The sequence below is a fragment of the Chroogloeocystis siderophila 5.2 s.c.1 genome, assembly GCF_001904655.1.
GTDB lineage: Bacteria > Cyanobacteriota > Cyanobacteriia > Cyanobacteriales > Chroococcidiopsidaceae > Chroogloeocystis > Chroogloeocystis siderophila.
The window spans coordinates 1-19,892 of sequence record NZ_MRCC01000001.1; the positions used below are offsets into that span (position 1 = coordinate 1).

General features: G+C 43.5%; 14 protein-coding genes and 2 pseudogenes. 4 read left to right on the plus strand and 12 right to left on the minus strand.

What is annotated here, in order from left to right; genetic code table 11:
* Positions 1–104: 104 nt before the first annotated feature.
* A pseudogene (locus NIES1031_RS00005) lies at positions 105–638 on the plus strand (IS1 family transposase).
* A 199-nt stretch (positions 639–837) separates the two neighbouring features.
* Here NIES1031_RS00005 and ruvA read toward each other — a convergent pair.
* Positions 838–1,464 (minus strand): Holliday junction branch migration protein RuvA, encoded by a 627-nt coding sequence (gene ruvA, locus NIES1031_RS00010; RefSeq protein WP_073547534.1) that lies wholly within the window; start codon positions 1,462–1,464, stop codon positions 838–840.
* Complete coding sequence (locus tag NIES1031_RS00015; RefSeq protein ID WP_330219927.1) at positions 1,461–2,192, minus strand: sucrose-phosphate phosphatase; 732 nt, start codon at positions 2,190–2,192, stop codon at positions 1,461–1,463. Before NIES1031_RS00015 ends, ruvA begins: the two co-directional genes overlap by 4 nt.
* 165 nt (positions 2,193–2,357) lie before the next feature.
* Here NIES1031_RS00015 and NIES1031_RS00020 point away from each other — a divergent pair, with 165 nt between their 5' ends.
* On the plus strand, positions 2,358–3,632 hold the full coding sequence (locus NIES1031_RS00020; protein WP_073547536.1) for an MDR family MFS transporter: 1,275 nt from the start codon (positions 2,358–2,360) through the stop codon (positions 3,630–3,632).
* Between the two features lie 148 nt (positions 3,633–3,780).
* Here NIES1031_RS00020 and hisIE read toward each other — a convergent pair whose 3' ends face one another.
* On the minus strand, positions 3,781–4,428 hold the full coding sequence (gene hisIE / locus NIES1031_RS00025; protein WP_073547537.1) for a bifunctional phosphoribosyl-AMP cyclohydrolase/phosphoribosyl-ATP diphosphatase HisIE: 648 nt from the start codon (positions 4,426–4,428) through the stop codon (positions 3,781–3,783).
* 129 nt (positions 4,429–4,557) lie between these two features.
* Positions 4,558–4,746, minus strand: a complete 189-nt coding sequence (locus NIES1031_RS00030; protein ID WP_073547538.1) for a ChaB family protein — start codon at positions 4,744–4,746, stop codon at positions 4,558–4,560.
* Positions 4,747–4,857: 111 nt separating this feature from the next.
* Here NIES1031_RS00030 and hemL point away from each other — a divergent pair, with 111 nt between their 5' ends.
* A complete protein-coding gene (gene hemL, locus NIES1031_RS00035) occupies positions 4,858–6,156 on the plus strand; it encodes a glutamate-1-semialdehyde 2,1-aminomutase (RefSeq protein ID WP_073547539.1) in 1,299 nt (432 codons plus the stop codon).
* 336 nt (positions 6,157–6,492) lie between these two features.
* On the opposite strand, the gene NIES1031_RS00040 is transcribed toward hemL, so the two are convergent.
* The 3 genes from NIES1031_RS00040 to NIES1031_RS00050 form a co-directional block, all read right to left on the minus strand.
* Entirely contained in the window at positions 6,493–7,461 is a 969-nt protein-coding gene (locus NIES1031_RS00040; RefSeq protein WP_073547540.1) for a DUF1517 domain-containing protein, read from the minus strand.
* 293 nt (positions 7,462–7,754) lie between these two features.
* Positions 7,755–7,967, minus strand: a complete 213-nt coding sequence (thiS, locus tag NIES1031_RS00045) for a sulfur carrier protein ThiS (protein WP_073547541.1) — start codon at positions 7,965–7,967, stop codon at positions 7,755–7,757.
* Complete coding sequence (locus NIES1031_RS00050) at positions 7,939–9,042, minus strand: thiamine phosphate synthase (RefSeq protein WP_236738679.1); 1,104 nt, start codon at positions 9,040–9,042, stop codon at positions 7,939–7,941. The genes thiS and NIES1031_RS00050 overlap by 29 nt, the downstream gene beginning before the upstream one ends.
* A gap of 210 nt (positions 9,043–9,252) precedes the next feature.
* Between NIES1031_RS00050 and NIES1031_RS00055 the strand changes: the two genes are divergently transcribed.
* A complete protein-coding gene (locus tag NIES1031_RS00055) occupies positions 9,253–10,977 on the plus strand; it encodes a DUF1565 domain-containing protein (protein WP_073547543.1) in 1,725 nt (574 codons plus the stop codon).
* A gap of 278 nt (positions 10,978–11,255) precedes the next feature.
* On the opposite strand, the gene NIES1031_RS00060 is transcribed toward NIES1031_RS00055, so the two are convergent.
* The 5 genes and pseudogenes from NIES1031_RS00060 to NIES1031_RS00080 form a co-directional block, all read right to left on the minus strand.
* The gene (locus NIES1031_RS00060; RefSeq protein WP_073547544.1) at positions 11,256–11,921 is read right to left on the minus strand and encodes a response regulator transcription factor; all 666 of its coding nucleotides are present in this window, start codon (positions 11,919–11,921) and stop codon (positions 11,256–11,258) included.
* 11 nt (positions 11,922–11,932) lie between these two features.
* Positions 11,933–13,873: a PAS domain-containing protein gene (locus NIES1031_RS00065; RefSeq protein WP_218596606.1), complete on the minus strand. Its 1,941-nt coding sequence runs from the start codon at positions 13,871–13,873 to the stop codon at positions 11,933–11,935.
* Between the two features lie 678 nt (positions 13,874–14,551).
* Complete coding sequence (gene ndhD1, locus NIES1031_RS00070; protein WP_178378025.1) at positions 14,552–16,117, minus strand: photosynthetic/respiratory NAD(P)H-quinone oxidoreductase subunit D1; 1,566 nt, start codon at positions 16,115–16,117, stop codon at positions 14,552–14,554.
* Between the two features lie 98 nt (positions 16,118–16,215).
* A complete protein-coding gene (locus tag NIES1031_RS00075) occupies positions 16,216–18,297 on the minus strand; it encodes an NAD(P)H-quinone oxidoreductase subunit 5 (protein ID WP_073547547.1) in 2,082 nt (693 codons plus the stop codon).
* Positions 18,298–18,654: 357 nt separating this feature from the next.
* A pseudogene (locus NIES1031_RS00080) lies at positions 18,655–18,966 on the minus strand (thioredoxin family protein); the annotation flags it as partial.
* Between the last annotated feature and the right edge of the window lie 926 nt (positions 18,967–19,892).

Sequence of the window (19,892 nt, forward strand, 5' to 3'; positions counted from 1 at the left end):
TGGACATTTCATTCTTTCATTTTACAACATTCTTCATTAAACTTTCAGCAACGTCTATAGCGGCGTTGCTGAATAGCGAATGATAAATGTTGTAAAATGGAACTATGAATTGTCCAAATTGCAACAGCACAACTGTGCAGAAAAACGGTCGTCGTTGAGGAGCACAGTGTTATCGAAGCGAGACCTGTGGTCGGTAGTTTTTAGAATCTTACAAGGATTGAAAGTACCCAGATGCAGTGAAGCAACTGTGTCTGAAGATGTACTTGAACGGGATGCGGTTGAGAGCCATCGAACGGGTAACAGAAATTCACCATACTACCGTGATGCATTGGATTCGAGAAGTTGCTGCCAGCTTAGCTCAGGTGAGATATTGTGGCAGCAAGTTCAGAACTGGGCAAGTTTCTGGTACGTCACTGACGGCTACAAGGTTTACCCGCGTTTCGTTGACCCTAGTAACCATCTGGTTAGTAAAACTTACATGACACGGGTTGAGAATGAGAATAGTCGGCTACGACATTACCTTGCACGTTTACCGCAAAACATTTTGTTACTCTAAGTCGGTTGAGATGCTTGAACTCTCAGTTCGTCTGCTACTACACTACTTGTTGAGATTCAAAACCATTCCTCTTCCCGCTTAAATCATTAAATTTCAGCAACTCCTAAATGCTGGTGGTGGCAGGTCTTTTATCTGTTCGTAGCTTTTTGACCTGTATTTTTTCATGCTTACATTAATTCGTGCAAGAGGTCTATTGATGAGTGATAAGCCTGGCGAATGAATTCGCGGCTAGATGAACAAATTCCCCTGTACAAGAAACTGTCTATCGAAAGGCTGACAATCTACGAGCTTAAATGCGCGATCGCCTGACGAATCCACTCTTCCGCATTGGCGTTTTGCTGCAAAATCGCACTTTCACTAACCGTAGTAATTGCTTGCGACACTTCACTTGCCGTGTATCCTAGTGCGAGTAGCGTCATTTGCACGTCTTCGAGAATTGCTGGTGGTGGACCACCCGATATGACAGCAACAATTCCAGCAGTTGTGCGCCAATCAGCAAGTTTCTTTTTCAACTCTAAGGAGATGCGTTCTGCTGTTCTCCCACCAACGCCTGGGGCTTGAATCAGTAACTGTGTGTTTCCACTAACAATTGCTTGCACTAAGTCGGGTAAATCTAGCGTATCTAATAACGCGATCGCTAGTTGAGCGCCAATTCCACTCACACTCATCAACTGGCGAAATAAGTCACGCTGCGCGGCTGAACTAAAACCATAAAGCAACGGCTGTTCTTCGCGTATTTGCAGATGCGTAAAAACTTGTACTGTTTCCCCAATTGCGGGTAATTCTTGCGCAAAGCGCGCCGGAATTTGTAAATCGTAGCCTACTTGATTGACATCCAAAGTCAGAATGACACGATTGCTATTACTTTTATCGACACTGGCAACGATACCTTTGAGATAACTAATCATCCCAAAAACCCAAAATAATGTAAGCCTTCTAAGATACCACCTGCACACGCAGCTTGCGCGAGATAAAGGCGATCGCTAGGGTTAGCAGAATGCCATTCTAAAAGTTCTGTACTCGCATTTCCCACAACTACTCCGCGTTCTTGTCCGCTGGAAAACAAAGCAATATCATTGCCAGAGTCGCCACATACAACAGTTTGTTCTGGTGCGATTTCCCATTGTTGACGCAGAAATTGCACAGCGAGTCCTTTATCACTATTGCGCGGCAAAATATCTAAATCTTGACCAGTGCTGTAGATGAGCTTGACATCTAACCCTTGGTGTTGCAACAACAACTCTAACTGCGGAATAACCTCACCCGCAGCTTTCTTTGTTAAGAAAAAACTCACTTTAAACGGACGCTGTTCCGAATCAGGTTGCGCAACCAAGTCGGCAAAATGCGCGCTTGTCGCCACAATTAAATCGCGATTCCAACCTTGCGCAATTTTTGCACTCCATCCAGAATCAGCAGTGTCACTACCGTCAAGATAGATTTCGGTTCCCACCGAACAAATCAACGCATCAGGTTTGAGCAGGGATTTTTCCGTTGCCAATAGGCGATATAGTTCTGGCGATCGCCCTGTAGCATAGACAATTTTTGTGCCGTATTCCTGGCGGTGCTGACTCAGTTTATGATTAAGTGTTGCTAACGCTTGGTCATCGCCTACAAGCGTGTTATCTAAGTCGGTCACGAATAAAAATGGTAACACAGCTTCTACTTTTTTAAAAATAAAGGTACATCGCGATTAGCTTATGACAATATAGCAGGGCTGCTATAGATATCTTTACTTTTGGAGATGCTCCATAACTGTAAACGAAAGGAGAATTGCTATTGATTGCTCCTTTTATTAATTGCAATGAAGTTTTTCCAGCGACAGTTATCCTCGTGGTTGCCACAACTCAATCCACAAGTCTGGATTCTGGGTTTTGGTCGTTTTTTATCCGAAGTTGGTACAGGGTTTACACTATTCTACGCCCCGATTTTTTTTGTAAATCGGGTAGGCTTTTCGGCAACTGCGGTAGGTTTTGCCTTAGGTAGTGCTTCGATTTCAGGGATTTTTGGACGAATTTTAGGTGGATCGTTGTCTGATTCGCCAAAGTGGGGACGTCGCTATACTTTACTGCTTTCTGCAGCAGTTGCAGCGATCGCGTCTTTGGTCTTGGCAAGTACGGTCACTTTCCCAATTTTAATTCTTGGTAACTTACTTTCGGGTCTTGGACAAGGATTGTATTGGCCTGCAACCGAAGCGGTTGTTGCTGATTTAACAACACCTGCAAATCGCCGCGAAGCTTATGCCTTAACGCGACTCGCAGACAATCTTGGATTAGGGACGGGAATTGTCTTTGGTGGTGCGCTAGTGAGTACAACTGGGGCATACCGCGCGCTATTTTTGATCGATGCAACTTCGTTTATGGTGTTCTTTGTCGTCATTTACTTAGCTATCAAAGAAACTTACCAACCTCTAGCGAATGCATCTGATTTATCCGCAAAAAGTAATTGGGCTATTGCACTTAGTGATCGCCGTCTTTTGGTTTACGTTCTGGTAAATATTATTTTCACGACTTATACGTCGCAACTCCACAGCACGTTACCGCTGTATTTACGAAATTTTGTATCTTCTAATTCTTTAACTCAAGGATTCACCGAATCAACCCTCAGTGCTTTATTCGCTTGGCACATGGCAGTTGCTATTTTGTTCCAATTACCCATCGCGCGTGTTTTAAAACGCTTTACCCATCCTCATGCGCTCATTGTTTCTGCTTTGATTTGGGCAGTGGCTTTTAGCTGTGTTTGGTTTACTGGCATCACTCCTGTAAATCAACTCTTCTGGGCGATCGCTGCAATGGGTATCTTTGGTCTAGCGATCATTTCTTATACTCCCTCTGCCGCTGCTTTAGTGACAGAACTCGCGCCTGAATCTCAACGCGGAGTTTACTTTTCAATAAGTTCCCTCTGCTGGGCTGTTGGCTATTTCATCGGTCCCCCTTTGGGCGGCTGGGCTTTAGATCAATCGCGTGTTTTTGTCTACAGTTATTGGCTCGGTTTGGCTGCTAGTGTTTTCCTGACAATCGCAATTCTGCACTACCTCAACCAACTCGTATATAAAGGCTCTAAGAGAAAATTGTTTTAGCAGTCTATCTAGACAACAGTCAAAATTTCTGATATGATTTGCTTTATAATAAAAATCTATTTTAATTTTTTGAAAAAGCTTATATTTCCATCATGAGATAAACAAATTATATCACACAGTCAAGATAACTTACACCCCGACAATGAAATTAACGACGGCGTTCTTGCAGTTTGCGATAAACGTCTTTGAGTTCAACTTTGTGATGTGCTAAGGCGACAAGCGTGTGATAAAGCAAGTCAGCGACTTCAGAAGCGATCGCGCTACTGTCATCATCTTTACAAGCCATCACAACTTCAGCAGTTTCCTCACCTAGCTTTTTCAAGATTTTGTTATCTCCGCTATTCAAGAGCTTGCAAGTGTAAGAATCTTCTGTAGGATAATCGCGGCGATCGCAAATGACCGCAAAAAGCTGTGAGAGAGTGTCCGCGGGAGGAGGTACAACCTGCCCATCAACGCGGTGGAAACAACTGCGTTCGCCGGTGTGACACGCCACATCACCGATTTGTTCAACACTAATGAGTAAGGCATCGCTATCACAGTCATAGCGTAGCGATCGCACTTTCTGAATATGTCCTGAAGTCGCGCCTTTGTGCCATAACTCGGCACGTGAACGACTCCAAAACCAGGTTTCTTTAGTTTCCAGCGTTTTTTGCAACGATTCGCGATTCATCCAAGCCATCATCAAGATTGTGCCATCCAAATAATCTTGAACAATCGCGGGAACTAAACCTCGGTCATCGTAGCGAATTTTTTCAATAGGGATAGCTTGATTGATTATCTCTCGATCCACAGACATAAAAATTATTTTGCCAGGCAACACCTACCCGTTCAAGATATCATTTAATGTAGGGATCAGTTGGGTGATGAAGTGAGAAGGTGATTTGCGATCGCGTTAGCTAGAGTCAGTAGCATAGCTAACCCAAGATTACACAAGTACACTCGTAGTTCTTGCCGAGTGCATTCTGACAGCACTTAATGCAACTTTATGTGCTTTAGCTGTATCGCCATACCAATGAATTGCACAATTGTAGGCAGCGCGGTACAAATCCTGGGTACTTTCAGAAAAACTCGCACGGATTTCTAAAGGTAAATCTTGATTTGTTTTATATAACATAGTTTTATTTTCCGGAGTTCCGGACGGGAATACTTGATACGATAGGACTTTCAAATAATACGTACCACCGTCCAAAGATAGACGTTTAGACATCTCATTAAGGAGAGAATCTTGGTTAAGACCACGATTAAAACAACAAAATCAGAAGAAATTTTTGCAGCTGCACAAAATTTGATGCCTGGTGGTGTCAGTTCTCCAGTACGAGCCTTTAAATCCGTCGGAGGACAGCCAATTGTCTTTGACCACGTTAAAGGGGCTTATATTTGGGATGTTGATGGCAACCAATACATTGACTATGTAGGCACTTGGGGACCTGCGATTTGCGGTCATGCGCATCCAGAGGTGATCGCAGCGCTGCATGAAGCGTTGGAAAAAGGCACAAGTTTCGGCGCGCCCTGTGTACTAGAAAACGTCCTCGCCGAAATGGTGATTGATGCGGTTCCCAGCATTGAAATGGTCAGATTTGTTAACTCAGGTACTGAAGCTTGTATGGCGGTACTGCGCTTAATGCGAGCTTTTACCGGACGCGACAAAGTGATTAAGTTTGAAGGCTGCTACCACGGTCATGCTGATATGTTTTTGGTCAAAGCTGGCTCTGGAGTTGCCACTTTAGGTTTACCCGATTCTCCAGGAGTTCCCAAGTCAACGACTAGCAATACTTTAACCGCACCTTACAATGACTTAGAAGCTGTTAAAGCCTTATTTGCGGAAACCCCTGACGAAATTGCTGGCGTTATTTTAGAGCCGGTTGTTGGTAATGCTGGTTTTATTACTCCAGATGCAGGGTTTCTTGAAGGTTTGCGCGAACTGACCCACGAGTATGGCGCATTACTCGTCTTTGATGAAGTGATGACCGGATTTCGGATCGCCTACGGTGGCGCACAGGAAAGGTTTAATGTGACGCCTGATTTAACGACTCTGGGTAAAATTATCGGTGGTGGTTTACCTGTAGGAGCCTACGGCGGTCGCCAAGAGATTATGTCGATGATTGCACCAGATGGACCTGTCTATCAAGCTGGGACGTTATCGGGTAATCCTCTAGCAATGACTGCGGGAATCAAAACCCTCGAACTTTTGCAGAAACCTGGCACATATCAGTATTTGGACAAAATTACCAAAAAACTGAGCGATGGCTTATTAGAAATTGCTAAGAAAACAGGTCACGCAGCCTGTGGCGGTCAAATTAGCGGTATGTTCGGCTTATTCTTCACTGCTGGGCCAGTTCACAATTACGAAGATGCGAAACACTCGGATTTAGACAAATTCAGCCGTTTCCACCGAGGAATGCTCGAACATGGAATTTACTTAGCACCATCTCAGTTTGAGGCAGGATTTACGTCTGTAGCGCATACCGAAGAAGATATTGACAGAACATTAGCAGCAGCTGAAGAAGTCATGTCGAGTCTCTAAATTGACTTCAGCGTGTCTAGGCTCCCTAAATCCACGCCACTTGCACTCAATGAGGACACCTCCAAGGGCGCAGTGGCTCCCCACACGTGGGAGACTTCAACTTTGTTTCCCTCGGTTGAAGTAAATGGCGTTGAACTAGTGTGGGCTAAGGGGGCAAATCATACTCTATTCAGCAACTCAGCCACGCTTGACTTATCAGTCAGCTTACGCAGGCGGGCTTTGTTTATTGAGCGGCGAATTGATTTGCACTCGCATCTATGCCAGATGTCTAATACAACTAAAAAAGGGACTCATAGAGTCCCCAGTGTATTTAGTCAATCATTGTCGTAACAAAATCTAGACCATCTTCAGATCAGCATATTTTGCTAATAGGTCGTCAGAACTTAAGGTATCACCCGCTACTTGAGGAGTCCACAGCACTTCAATTGCCAGCAGGCGATCGCTAGGAATCGCACCAATGACGCGTAGTGCTTGACGTAGATCCTCTGCGCTGTTGATTTGTGGAATCTGGAAGTTTCCTAATGTTGCTGCTAACAGCGTTACAACAATATATTCTCCAGGACCTTCGGTAATCAGACGAGTAGGATTATCAAGGTCTGAACCTGGTAGAACTCCTCTTGGGTTCGTACCTCTAAGTTGATTGTTAACGTTAGTCAGTGTTTCTTCAGAAAACTTACTGCGTTCAGCAAGCGATAAACGGTTGAATTCAGCTTCGGCTGCGTTTAAACGTGCTTGACCATTTTTGCTACCCGCATACGCCCAGTATTCTGGATGGCGTAGTAATGCCAAGCTTGCTTCTTGTAAAACTGCTGCCCGACCTTCGGGAGAATTTGTATCAGCAGTTTCTGCAATGCGGTTTAGGTCTTCTTGCAATCCGCGTGCTTGCGCTAGCAATCCGACTTGTAATTCGATAATCGAGACATTGGGATTGCTGCTATATCCAGTATCGTAGCCTGCTGAATCTCCGCTACCAACACGACGGAAAGATTGGAGAACGAAGTTTGCGATCGCAAAGAATATCAAAATAGAAAATAGACTACCAAAACCGCCGATTCCAAAGAAGGGGAAGACAAAGGGGAAACCAAATCCACCACCAGGGTAAGGAGCATAGTATCCTCCGCCACCACCAGGAGGAGTATAAGGACGGCTGGGCGCTGGTCGATTAAATGAACCGCCGCCGATGCGACCTCCACTACGCGCCGCCAAGGCTGCATCAGAGTGACCCAATGCTAAGGCTGCAACAAGCCCAAAGAGAAATAGGGGTTTCACGAGCGGTTTCATGGCTGAGAGCAGTTTCTTGAGCATAGTATGTGCCTAAAAGACAATATCGGCTTTGCTATATCCTATGAGGATATTTTATGTTTATTCAATAACACCCGCCGATAGCCTGAGACATCATCAGCAAAGTAGAACAGAGTGTTCTCTTTCGCGATATCTATCTATACAAGCTACATCCTTAATTTATCGTTTCTGCTCTACCTATAGCAGTAACCTGAGGGTGGATTACCGGATATGAATACCGTACCTTTTGGAAGCAGGGGAAGAATAGTGTTTGAGATAACTCACCACTCATCACTAGCCACTCACTTCTCTATTGTCTACCCGCCACCAACAATTGTGACGACTTCTAGGCGATCGCCTTGTTTTACATAAGTTTCTGACCAATACTGACGGTGGAGGATTTCGCCGTTGTATTCGACTGCAACTAAACGCGGATTGTAGCCGAGTTGGTGTAGGACATCTGGAATTTGAGAAAGCGCTGCGCACTGACGCGTTTCGCCATTAACTTCCAGGGTGATTTGCTCGGACATAAGATTGAGACAATTCTGATTTGCTTTGGATGTGGACGCGAGTAAATTGCGATAAGAAATATTGCGTGACTAGGGTAGGTTGTTCCGCTTCCATCAGCGCCCGCACAACTGCGACGCGTTCCGCACCTGCCAAGATGACATCATTAATGTTATTCACGTCGATGCCACCGATCGCAAACCACGGAATCGGGCTATGTTGGGCGGCGTAGCGCACGTATTCTAATCCGGCGGCTGGCTTACCGACTTTAGTGGGTGTTTCATAAACTGGTCCCACACCGATATAATCAGCACCGCCTTGAATCGCGCGTTGCATTTCTTCTGGGTTTGTCGTTGAGCTACCAATGATTTTATGCGGTCCTAACAGCTGTCGTGCAGCGTTGATCGGCATATCTTGCTGTCCAAGATGCACGCCATCCGCGTCTACCGCTAACGCAATGTCTACGCGATCATTGACGAGAAATAATGCACCGTACTGGTGACAAAGCTGACACAATTGCTGAGCGTACGACAACCGTTCGCCATCGCTAGCATTTTTATCTCTGTATTGTACGAGAGTCAGTCCCCCCGCCAACGCCGCTTCTACCACCGACAACAAATCTTTTGTGGGAGAAGTTACAAGATATAACTGCGATCGCAACAATCGCTGTTGACGTTCGTAACCAAGTAAGCGACTTTCGAGCGTGTAAACGCGATATCGCATTTGCTTAAATACACTGCCCATCTGCGGGTGATAAAGTTTACCGTATTCTTCTAGAACGCGTAAAGCTTCTTCCACACGACAGAAATTTGCTTGGAGGAGTGATTTGAGGTCAGCACGTTGTTGTTCTTGTGGATGTGTCAGTTGCGTACCAGGATCGCCAAGAGTATCTCGCGCTGCGCGTAATTCTGGGCTGTGCCAAGTTGCGAGTTCTTGCCGTAGTTGTTTGCATTCTCCGCTAAACTGGGCATTATTTAAACCAAAGCGACACCATTCTTCGATGATGCGCAGTCCTTCACGGGCGCGGTCTAGATTAGCGTCCAAGATGCGGCAAACGGCTGGTTGTACTTGTCCTCTTTGGTTATGTGATTCGACCATTGGAACAAACCCATTATTGTTTTCATCGTACCAGCCAGCATTCATATTTCAGCAACTTGAGTATGATTTAACTGATTTGCAAAAAAAAGTGTTTAATGCCATTGATTTTCTGCGACGGAGGCTGTATAAGAAGCAGCATAGATCAACGTCGAGATTGCCGTTGTCATCACCCTTGGCTTTGATGTTCCCAAAGTGATGCGGAGGAGTGCCGTGAATTTAACCCGCCCTGATACCTATTTTGACCTTGCTTCTTTTATTTTGAGCATAACGAAAATTTCGCATCCCAGCTTGTATGCGATCGCACTTGGACTATCAAGTATTGTGCTTGGTTTGAGCGATACTGGTTTGACTTCAGAAGCGCCACCGCTATATCTAAAAGATGCGCGCGCCAATCAGATAGCCTCAGCGAAAGTATTATTTGTTAACCCCAATGTAGAAAATGCTGCGCAAGCCAACGGTAGCGATCGCGCCCCATTTAAAACGATTACCCAAGCATTAAAAGTCGCTTCTGTAAATAGCGTAATTATGCTGGCAAAAGGGACATATAGTGCTGAAACTGGGGAAACGTTCCCACTCCAGCTAAAATCGGGTGTAGCAATTCAAGGCGATCCGCAAACGCGTGGAAGTGACATTGTTATTCAAGGCGGTGGCGTTTTCCTCAGTCCGACTTTTGCGCGGCAAAATGTGACAATTTTGGGAGCCAACCAAGCGACGCTGACGGGTGTCACGGTGACTAATTCTAATCCACGCGGTTACGGTTTGTGGATCGAGTCGAGTAGTCCCAGGATTACTGATAATACATTTACTGGCAGTACCCACGATGGGATTTCTGTAACGGGGGATAGTAAACCATTAATTCGCAACAATTATTTTCTGCAAAACGGGGCAAACGGAATTACCATCTACGGAATTTCTCGACCCGAAGTTCGCGAAAATATCTTTGAAAAAACAGGATTTGGCATCAATGTTTCGCAAAAAGCTGCACCACTGTTAATTGGCAATCGCATCACGCAAAACCGTGCGGGTGTGGTGATACAAGCGCAAGCACAACCAATCCTCAGAAGTAATACAATTGAAGGTAATATCGAAGATGGTGTCGTAGCGATCGCCGCCAGCTTACCTGATTTAGGCACTTCTGCACAACCAGGGGGCAATATCTTTCGCCAAAATGGACGTTACGACATTAACACTAAGGCAGCGCGTCAGACGATTCCGGCGTTTGGTAATACTTTAGCTGCTGACGCGCGTACAGTTGGCAATCTTGATTTATCCGGTAAGGTATTAGCTGCAATACCGCAAGCAGTACCCGCAAATATAGCAGTAAAACCACCAACAACGGCACCCGTCAGATCGACAACGCCTGCGAATACGATGACGCGGAGTGTAGCGCCCGAAGCGATCGCGATTCCTGTACCACCAGCAAATACCAACAATTCTCGCGCCAGATCTCTTCCATCACCTCCCGCAACAGGTTCAGATACGGCAATTGTCATTCCTGTACCACCGCCGACAACTTCTGCAACTATCGTACCACCACCATCAAACCCTAATCCTGGGGCAATTAATGTTCCTGTGCTGCAATCTGCACAAATTACCGAAGCTGATTTACTTCCTGTACCTAGTGGTAATATTCCACTCGGAAACGCGCGTAACCTACCGAAAATAAACTTACCGACAACCACACCAGCGCCTGGTACTCCACCACTTCCCCCAACGCGCGAATCGGCTTTGGGTTTGCGCTATCGAGTCATCGTCGAAGCGGAAAGTAAGAGTAAGCAAGATATGGTGCGATCACTTGTTCCTGGAGCTTTTCGGACGTTCTCGAATGGTAGAGTCTTTATGCAGGTGGGAGCCTTTGGCGATCGCGTGAATGCTAACGAAGTTTTGCAGTTACTCAACAATCGGGGTTTAAAAGGTACAGTGGAGCAAATTTAGCGAATACAAAGGCAGAAAACAGACAATTTGTGTACGAAGAATATTTTTTTTGATACTCGCCTTGCCAACTATAATAGGAGCAGTTAAATTCTCGCTATTTATGGCAATTCGGAAAATTTCTCTAGCGAGTATACTTCTGCCTTGTTCATGTTGTTAGACAACGTAGTTATTAATAAATACCTCATTGCTATATATACAAAAGGCACTTCATTAAACTATGAAGTGCCGATAACCTGAAGCAAAACTATTGATTCGTGTTGTTCTAGATTAACAAATTTTTATTGCTTGAACACCAAATTAAATTGCCGGAGGAAAGTAATGCTTTCAGCAGGTAAAAGTTTTTGTAAAGCAGGTGTATTATTCAGAGTTTTGATCTCTTCGTTACAAACTTGTCGCAAAATTTCTAAACAGCGATCACGTTGCAAACCTGGAGGCAAATTCTTAACTATAGACATTGCTATATTCAATTTTGGCACAATACTAGCTTTAGCACTAGCATAATTTTCTAACTCTTGAACTTTTTGTTTCAAAGAATCAGCGCGTTCGCGCTCATTATTATACTGCTGCATCACTACTTCTTGTTTTGCAAATCGAGAGGCGATCGCATTTAATAATTCTGTCCGTGAAAACGGCTTAGTTAAATAATCATCTGCGCCTAATTCCATCCCTCGCCGCATATCAGAACGATCCGCATTTGCTGTTAAAAAAATAAAGGGAATTGTTGCCGTTGCGGCATCTTGACGTAATGCTGTTAGCACGTCATAACCATTCAATTCGGGCATTCTTACATCACAAATAATTAAATCAGGTAAATATTCTTGTGCCCACAATGCACCAAAAAAGCCATTTTCCGCAGCAACAACATGAAACTCTTCTGCTTCAAGTAACTCAATAATATTAGCTCTAACATCCGGTTCATCTTCAATAACTAAAATCTTTTTCATTGAACTTATCCTTAATTATTTAATGGTATTGTTACTGTAAAAGTTGTTCCAACATTCACTTCACTATCTACAACGATTTTACCTCGATGTAAATCGACAGATTTTTTAACAATAGCTAATCCTAACCCAGTCCCTGAAATGATACCTACATTACTCGCTCGATGAAAAGAATTAAATAACTGCTCTTGTTCTGATTTTGGAATTCCAATTCCTTCATCTTGAATCACAAAAATTACTTCATCTGTTCGAGGAATTAAATCAAAATGAATAACACCACCTTGGGGAGAATATTTAATAGCATTTGATAATAGATTCGTTAAGATATGTCTCAACAATTTCTCATCTAAGCGTAATAAAAGCCTTTGCTCTTGAGCTTGAAAAATGATTTGATGTTTTGTCGTACTAATTTGTAGTTCTTCTACTAAACTAGAACAGAAAATAATGAGATCAAACGGCTGAGGATTAAACTCTAGTTTACCGGCTTCGGCTTTACCAATTAATAAAACATCATTCAACAAACTCGTCATATGATTAACAGCAGATTGAATTTTATAGAGATGATTAAGCTTTTTCTCATCACTCCATTTATGACTATAATATTCAAGTAATTCGGCTGAAGATAAAATCGTTGCTAATGGAGTACGAAACTCGTGTGATGTCATGGTCACAAAGCGTGATTTGAGTTCACTAAGTTCTCTTTCTTTTTTTAAGGCGTTAAATGTATCGCGCTCAATTCGTTTACGCTCTGTGATATCGTAAGCAATTCCTGTTGTGCCGATAATTTCATTATTTTCGTTATAAATTGGTGTTTTGATTGTTTCAAACCAAACTTCACTACCGTCTGAAGCAAGCGAAAATTCTTCAAAATATTTTCTTTGACCTGTTGCTAAAACTTCGCGATCGTCATCGATACATTTTTGAGCCAAATCAGCAGGAAACAAATCATAATCTGTTCTACCGATAACGTCTTCTAACTTTTTGTTAAATAATCTTAGTAAAGGTTCGTTAACAGCAATATATCTACTTTCACTGTCTTTGAGCCAAGCGCTACCAGGAATATTATTTAAAATTGCCTTTAGCTGGCGTTCTTGTTGTTGCAGTAACTCTAAAAAAAGCTTAGTTTCAGTTATGTCACGAACAATTGCCATGACCTCATTTTCTGCACTTACAACAATTCTAAATTCGTAGTAGCGTAATAGGTTGTCTACATAAGCTTGCGATTCAAAGATTTGAATTTCTCCAGTTGCTAATGCTTGTTCAATACAAGCCATCGCGGGTAAAGCAATTTCTGAAGAAAGAACTTCACACAAATGTTTTCCTACAAAATTGTTGTCAGGTATTATCAAACTTTCATTTTTTGCAGCTTTGAAGTTAACGAAGTAACCTTCTTTGTTGATTCGTAGCAGGAGATCTGGTAGTGCATTGATTAATGCGCGGTTTGTCGCCACACTAGAACGTAATGCTTCTTCTGCTTGTTTATGTTGAATCAAAGAACCTAATTGAATAGCGACGGTTGAAATTATTTCAACTAATCGCCGATCCTCTTCGTAAGCTTCAAACATAAAAAAAACAAGGACAGCCAAAACTTCGTTGCGATTAATAATGGGAATACCAACTCCCGCTTTAAATCCAACTTCTTTGACAACTTGATGGCGCTGACAAATTTCCGCTGATGTACTAGAGACATCTTGAATCCACTCAGGATGCTTTGATTCCCAAACACGCCCTGGGATACCAACTCCTAGGGAAAAAGCAAATTTTTCACTTAATGTTCTAAATTTTTCTAATTCTGGGCTAACACCATACCAAGCAGGGCTGTATTCTAAAACGTTAATATTTGTTTTAGGAATCCATGCTTCACCAAATTTCCAACCTGTGAATTCGCACACCTTGCGTAAAGCAATTCCTAATGCTGAATGAAAATCTATAGCTTCACTAATTGCTTGTGTCATCCTTTGTAAAAAAAGGACTTCTTTCTCAGCGCGTCGCAAATCGATATTTTCGGCTTGCAATTGCTTGTTAGCTTTTTCAAGTTCAAGGATGCATTTTTCTATGGTTATATCGTTACAATTAACGCTGGTCTGTGTAGTAGCTATAAAGTGAGAATGACAGGGGTTTGTATGAGATTGTGAATCGGCTAAACTACACTGCGTTGCTAGTTGGTTATGCTGGTTTAGCGATTTATCTCTATCTACAATCATCGTTTTACCCCTGCGGATACTTTTTTGTATATTGAAAGGCGGATGAATTTATTAAAAGACTATGATTATCCGCTCAATCGTATTCCACAGGTGGGTTAGCTGTAATCCGAGAAAACCAGTAGAAAGTTTTTTTTAGCGCTCAGAGAATTTACGGGTATTTGTTGATAAGATTTATATGAGCTAGGCTACCGAAGCTTGAGCAATTTATGAATTAAATATTGGATTTCATCGCCTTAAAAACTCATATATCACACTTGGGCATAGGTTTAATAGAGACAAACCGACAAGAACTCAGCGGTTGAAACCGCAGCTACACATTTATTTGTTGTTTGTCCACGAAGGTGAACAGGGTTTTTATGCATAAAAAAAGCAGGTTTTGATAACCTGCCTTGTAGATTGTATTTCAGACTTTAGAACTATGCTTGTTACTTAATTTCCGATCGCTGGCGCGCGGAAGGACAAAGTTGAAGCTTTTTGAGTTGCTAACGTCGGTACAGAATCTCGTAACCTTTCGGTAAGTTGTATTGTTGTTGCATCGTAGACTTGTGTCAAGATCTTGGGGTATAGACCAATACCGATAATTGGTACTAACAAACAAGCAATGATGAAGACTTCACGGGGTTCTGCATCAACAAGGACTTCGTGCGAAACTAATTCCTTATTTTCTGGTCCGTAGAAGATCTCGCGGAGCATTGATAGCAGGTAAATTGGCGTTAAAATGACACCAACTGCCATAAGAAAGACAACGATGATTTTAAACGTGGGGCTGTAGGCATCGCTATTAGAAAAGCCAACGAAGACCATCAATTCAGCGACAAAACCACTCATTCCAGGTAAAGCTAAGGAAGCCATTGAACACGTTGTCCACATGGCGAACATCTTTTGCATTTTTTGTCCGACGCCACCCATTTCATCCAACATCAGGGTATGGGTGCGGTCGTAAGTTGCGCCTACCAAGAAGAATAAACTTGCGCCAATCATGCCATGCGAGATCATTTGCAGCATTGCACCATTCAAGCCCAAATCGGTGAATGACGCAATACCGATCACAACAAAACCCATGTGCGAAATTGAAGAGTAAGCAATTTTTCGCTTGAGGTTACGCTGCGCAAAAGATGTTAACGCCGCGTAGATGATGTTGACGACTCCTAAAATGACCAATACTGGTGCAAAATAAGCATGCGCATCGGGTAGCATTCCCGCATTCATCCGAATTAAGGCATAGCCGCCCATTTTGAGGAGAATTCCTGCCAGTAACATATGCACTGGGGCAGTTGCTTCCCCGTGCGCATCTGGTAACCAGGTATGTAACGGGAAAATAGGAAGTTTTACCGCGTAGGCAATTAACAAAGCCGCATACACCCATAATTGAAAATTTAAGGCGTAATCTTTGGCGGCGATCGCCCGCATATCAAACGTCACGGTATCGCCATAGAACGCCATTGTCAGGGCTGCAACTAAGATAAATAGCGAACCACCTGCTGTGTACAAAATGAACTTTGTGGCGGCGTACTGCCTCTTTTTACCGCCCCAAATTGCCAGCAATAGGTATACAGGGATAAGTTCGAGTTCCCAGACCAGGAAAAACAGTAGCATATCCTGGACAGCAAACACAGCAATCTGACCGCCGTACATTGCCAGCATCAAAAAGTAAAACAACCGCGGCTTGAGCGTTACAGGCCAAGCTGCTAACATTGCGAGCGTTGTGATAAACCCAGTTAAAATCACTAAAGGCATTGATAAGCCATCTACGCCCACCGACCAATTTAAATCTAGCTGCGGTACCCAGGAGTAACTTTCCACTAGCTGTAAATTGGGATTAGCCAAATCATACTGAGAATAAAACGCCCAAACAATCAGTGCAAAATCAATCAATCCCACGACGAGGGAGTACCAGCGTACTGTTTTACCATCTTTATCAGGTAAAAAGGGAATTAACAGTGACGCGGCGATCGGCAACAAAATTATTGTCGTCAGCCAGGGAAAATTAGCGATGTTCATAGTTAATTAGGGAGTAAGTAGGGAATAGGGAGTAGGGAACTTGGGGTTAACATTTCTCCTCGCCCCTTGCCTGTTGACTCCTCGCCCCTACGTCAAGTCACACCAAAAACAATCACTAAGCCTAACACAGCCCCAAATACAATCAGGGCATAGAATTGAGCGCGACCATTTTCTAGGTATTTCAAGCCTTCACCACTAATGAGTGTGAAGAAGCCTGTCAAGTTAACCGCACCATCAACAACGCGATAGTCAACTTCCATCACTTGTCGCGCGAGGCGGCGGCTACCTAAGACAAAGATTTGATAGTAAATGTCATCAAAGTACCACTTGTTGAGGGAAAGTTCATAAAGTGGCTTGATTGATGAGGCGATCGCGGCGGGGTCGATCTTACCGAACAAGTACATCAACGACGCTAAGGTAATGCCAATCAAGGAAATACCGACTGAACTACCTGCCATGATGAAAAATTCGGTTTGATCGAACTCGGCGACTTTTTCGATCACTTCAGCTAGCGTTTCACTCGGAGGATAGATGAATTCCTCAAAGTAGTTAGCATAAGGAGTACCTACCAAACCGATAAAGATTGAAGGAATCGCGAGGGCAACGAGCGGTAGCGTCATCGTCCAAGGTGACTCATGGGGATGTTCGCTATGTCCATGATCGTGGGAATCGGATAAAGTTGCGAGTTCTCGTGTATTCATTGCCCCAGGACCAAAGTTAGGTGCAAGCGGCGAAGGACTCATTAACGTATTTGCTGCGGCAGATTTCAGCTTTTGGCGAATTTCGGTTTGATTGCCACGGAATTTACCTTCAAACGTGGAAAAGTACATCCGAAACATATAAAAGGCAGTGATTCCCGCTGTTAACCAACCAACAAACCACAAAAAGGGATTGGCGGCAAAGGCAGAACCCAAAATTTCATCTTTAGACCAGAAACCTGCGAAGGGTGGAATACCGCTAATTGCCAACGTGCCAATCAAAAAGGTTACGGCGGTAATTGGCATAAATTTCCGCAATCCCCCCATCATTCGCATATCTTGCGCTAAAGCTGGGTCGTGTCCAACGACGGCTTCCATCCCGTGAATCACAGAACCCGAACCCAAAAACAACATCGCTTTAAAATAGGCGTGCGTCATCAGGTGGAATAACCCTGCACTATACGCGCCGACGCCCATTGCCATCACCATATATCCCAGCTGAGAAATAGTGGAGTAGGCTAAGCCTTTTTTTATGTCATTTTGCGTGATGGCGATCGTTGCCCCTAAAAACGCAGTAAACGCGCCTGTAAAAGCAATGACATTCATTGCTGCGGGTATGCCTTCAAAGACGGGGTACATCCGCGCAATCAAAAACACTCCAGCAGCAACCATCGTCGCGGCGTGGATTAATGCCGAAATTGGAGTCGGACCTTCCATTGCATCTGGTAGCCAGACGTGCAGGGGAAATTGAGCCGATTTAGCAACAGGACCTAAGAAGACTAGAATTGCAAAGAGGGCAGCAAGGATACTACTAAGCGATCCTGTTTCCACTAATGTTTGCAAGCGATCGCCGATTGCGTCAAACTCGAAACTGCCGGTTGCCCAGTACAAGCCTAGAATTCCTAGTAGTAAGCCAAAGTCGCCAACGCGGTTGGTAACAAATGCCTTTTGGCACGCATCTGCTGCGGCTGGGCGATCATACCAGAAGCCAACGAGTAGGTACGAGCACATCCCTACAAGTTCCCAGAAAATATAGATTTGGACGATGTTTGGGCTAACAACCAAACCTAACATCGATGAGCTAAACAGGCTCAGATATGCATAAAAGCGTACATACCCAGGGTCATGAGCCATGTAGCCATCGGTGTATACCATCACCAAAAAAGCTACTGTGGTGACGATTACCAACATCAGAGCGGTAAGGTGGTCAATGGTGTAGCCCATTGTCAGGTGAAAGTTTCCTGCGGCTGCCCATTCTAACGTGCGGACGTAAGGCGCGTGTCCTTGGAATTGACTGACAAGCAATGCTATCGAGAGAAACATTGCTGCACCTAACAAGGAGACGACAAATACCGCATTTAAGTGTCGCGCGCGGTTCGTCACCTGATTGAACGAGATTAACCCAAGACCGACCAGCATTGCCCCGACCAAAGGTAACACCGGAACGAGCCAGGCATACTGATAGATTGCTTCCATCACTGACGCCTACTTTTATAATTCTTTTCTATTTTGACCAAACTGTTAACAATTGTGACACAAGGGTTTTACCATAAAATAGCCCACATGACTGAAATATCAGTGGGATTCCTAAAAATAGTTGTTGGTTTTGAGCCATGCAACTTGTGATTCAAACAGTGATTAGTGGTTGGTCACAAGTTTTGAATAGAATCTTTTTGTTTGTGGCTCATCATTCCTAGTCTTTCAGTTTCCTTTGTGCCTGTGTCTGTATATCTTTGCTTAAGCTAAGCGACATTCCCACTCAGCGCTTAAAGATGTGCTAGCGCGCGCAATCGAACAAAGCTTATTTTCTTGATTTTCGCTGTATTGAAGTTGAATTCTTTCTAGTTCTGCACGTAGTTCGGCGTATCCGTGGAAACTATCCCAGCGGTGCTTGAGGCTTCCCTTGTCGAGCAAAATCAATGTTGGCAGTGTCGTTAGCCGAAACGAATTAGCAAGTTTAAAGTTTTCATCAGCATTAACGCCAACAACTTTGACTTGATGTTGATATTGATCTTGGAATTGTAACAACAGAGGTTCAATGCTGCGGCATAGACCACACCAAGGTGCCCAAAAATGCACAAGAACAGGGATAGGAGATTCTAAAACTTCTTGAGTAAATGTTCGCTCACTAACCGACAACACCATGCTTCCTCTAAGTACATCTATCGAGTTTTGTTATTAAATTAGCTACCTGACCCTGGTCATTGAAATAATATATTAAAACTTTGACAACATTTATCTTGAAATCATGCGTTGCCGCTCATTTTTAGTAGCTATTTTGAACCATGCTACATCAATTTGGGATCAATTGGTAGACTGAAATTTTTGATTCATACTTTATAGCCAAAAGGGTGGGATCAATTGTTGTAGCGGTTTTGACAAATTCGGGCAAAGTTAATGAACATTCTAAATAAATGCACGTTTGGCGATCGCTTATAGTAAGCAATATCTATCCTTTTGGGAGTATACATCACCAATTTCCTTTAATAGGTACTTGCATAAAAGTGGGTAAGATCACCACAGTAAAATTACAAAAACAGCAACACCTAGAAAAGCAGCACAGAGTAATTCTTGGTGTTTCAGCGTTTGTTTGCCTCGGCGAATCGCTAGACAATGAATAATAAATAACGCGAGCAAAAGCTCTTTCGTAACGATTTATGAAGATGCGATCGCCACGCCAAACGCCAAATCAACGATGCAGGACGCGTTTAAAACTGCCAACCACAAGGTAGGCGCCGTGCCGCAAATCATGCCAGTTTCATAAAGACGAACTTGGGGTTTCTGAATGGAGGCAATTTCTAGTAGATTGAACGTAGCTGAATATAAGAAATACAAAACTGACAACACCCAAACGACTGATCCTACCCTGAAAACTCCCTGAAATTGTCACAAGTGCCAACTTTCATAGTGTAATCAAGAGCGTAAATGATGAAGACGACTAGCAATGGCAAACTTACCAAAGCAAAGACGACACAATAAAGTTGCGCACTAAGGCGTTTTTTTACCCAAAGTGGCAACGCAGCTAAATAACTGGGGCGATCGCGTCGCTAAGCAGACCAAGAGAAAACTAT

Bases quoted from the DNA above. Each gene is read 5' to 3' on its own strand.
- NIES1031_RS00020 (WP_073547536.1), top strand. From the start codon at position 2,358: ATGAAGTTTTTCCAGCGACAGTTATCCTCGTGGTTGCCACAACTCAAT.
- ruvA (WP_073547534.1), bottom strand. From the start codon at position 1,464: ATGATTAGTTATCTCAAAGGTATCGTTGCCAGTGTCGATAAAAGTAAT.
- NIES1031_RS00050 (WP_236738679.1), bottom strand. From the start codon at position 9,042: ATGGTCGAATCACATAACCAAAGAGGACAAGTACAACCAGCCGTTTGC.
- thiS (WP_073547541.1), bottom strand. From the start codon at position 7,967: ATGTCCGAGCAAATCACCCTGGAAGTTAATGGCGAAACGCGTCAGTGC.
- NIES1031_RS00065 (WP_218596606.1), bottom strand. From the start codon at position 13,873: ATGACACAAGCAATTAGTGAAGCTATAGATTTTCATTCAGCATTAGGA.
- hisIE (WP_073547537.1), bottom strand. From the start codon at position 4,428: ATGTCTGTGGATCGAGAGATAATCAATCAAGCTATCCCTATTGAAAAA.
- NIES1031_RS00060 (WP_073547544.1), bottom strand. From the start codon at position 11,921: ATGAAAAAGATTTTAGTTATTGAAGATGAACCGGATGTTAGAGCTAAT.
- NIES1031_RS00075 (WP_073547547.1), bottom strand. From the start codon at position 18,297: ATGGAAGCAATCTATCAGTATGCCTGGCTCGTTCCGGTGTTACCTTTG.
- NIES1031_RS00040 (WP_073547540.1), bottom strand. From the start codon at position 7,461: ATGCTCAAGAAACTGCTCTCAGCCATGAAACCGCTCGTGAAACCCCTA.
- NIES1031_RS00030 (WP_073547538.1), bottom strand. From the start codon at position 4,746: ATGTTATATAAAACAAATCAAGATTTACCTTTAGAAATCCGTGCGAGT.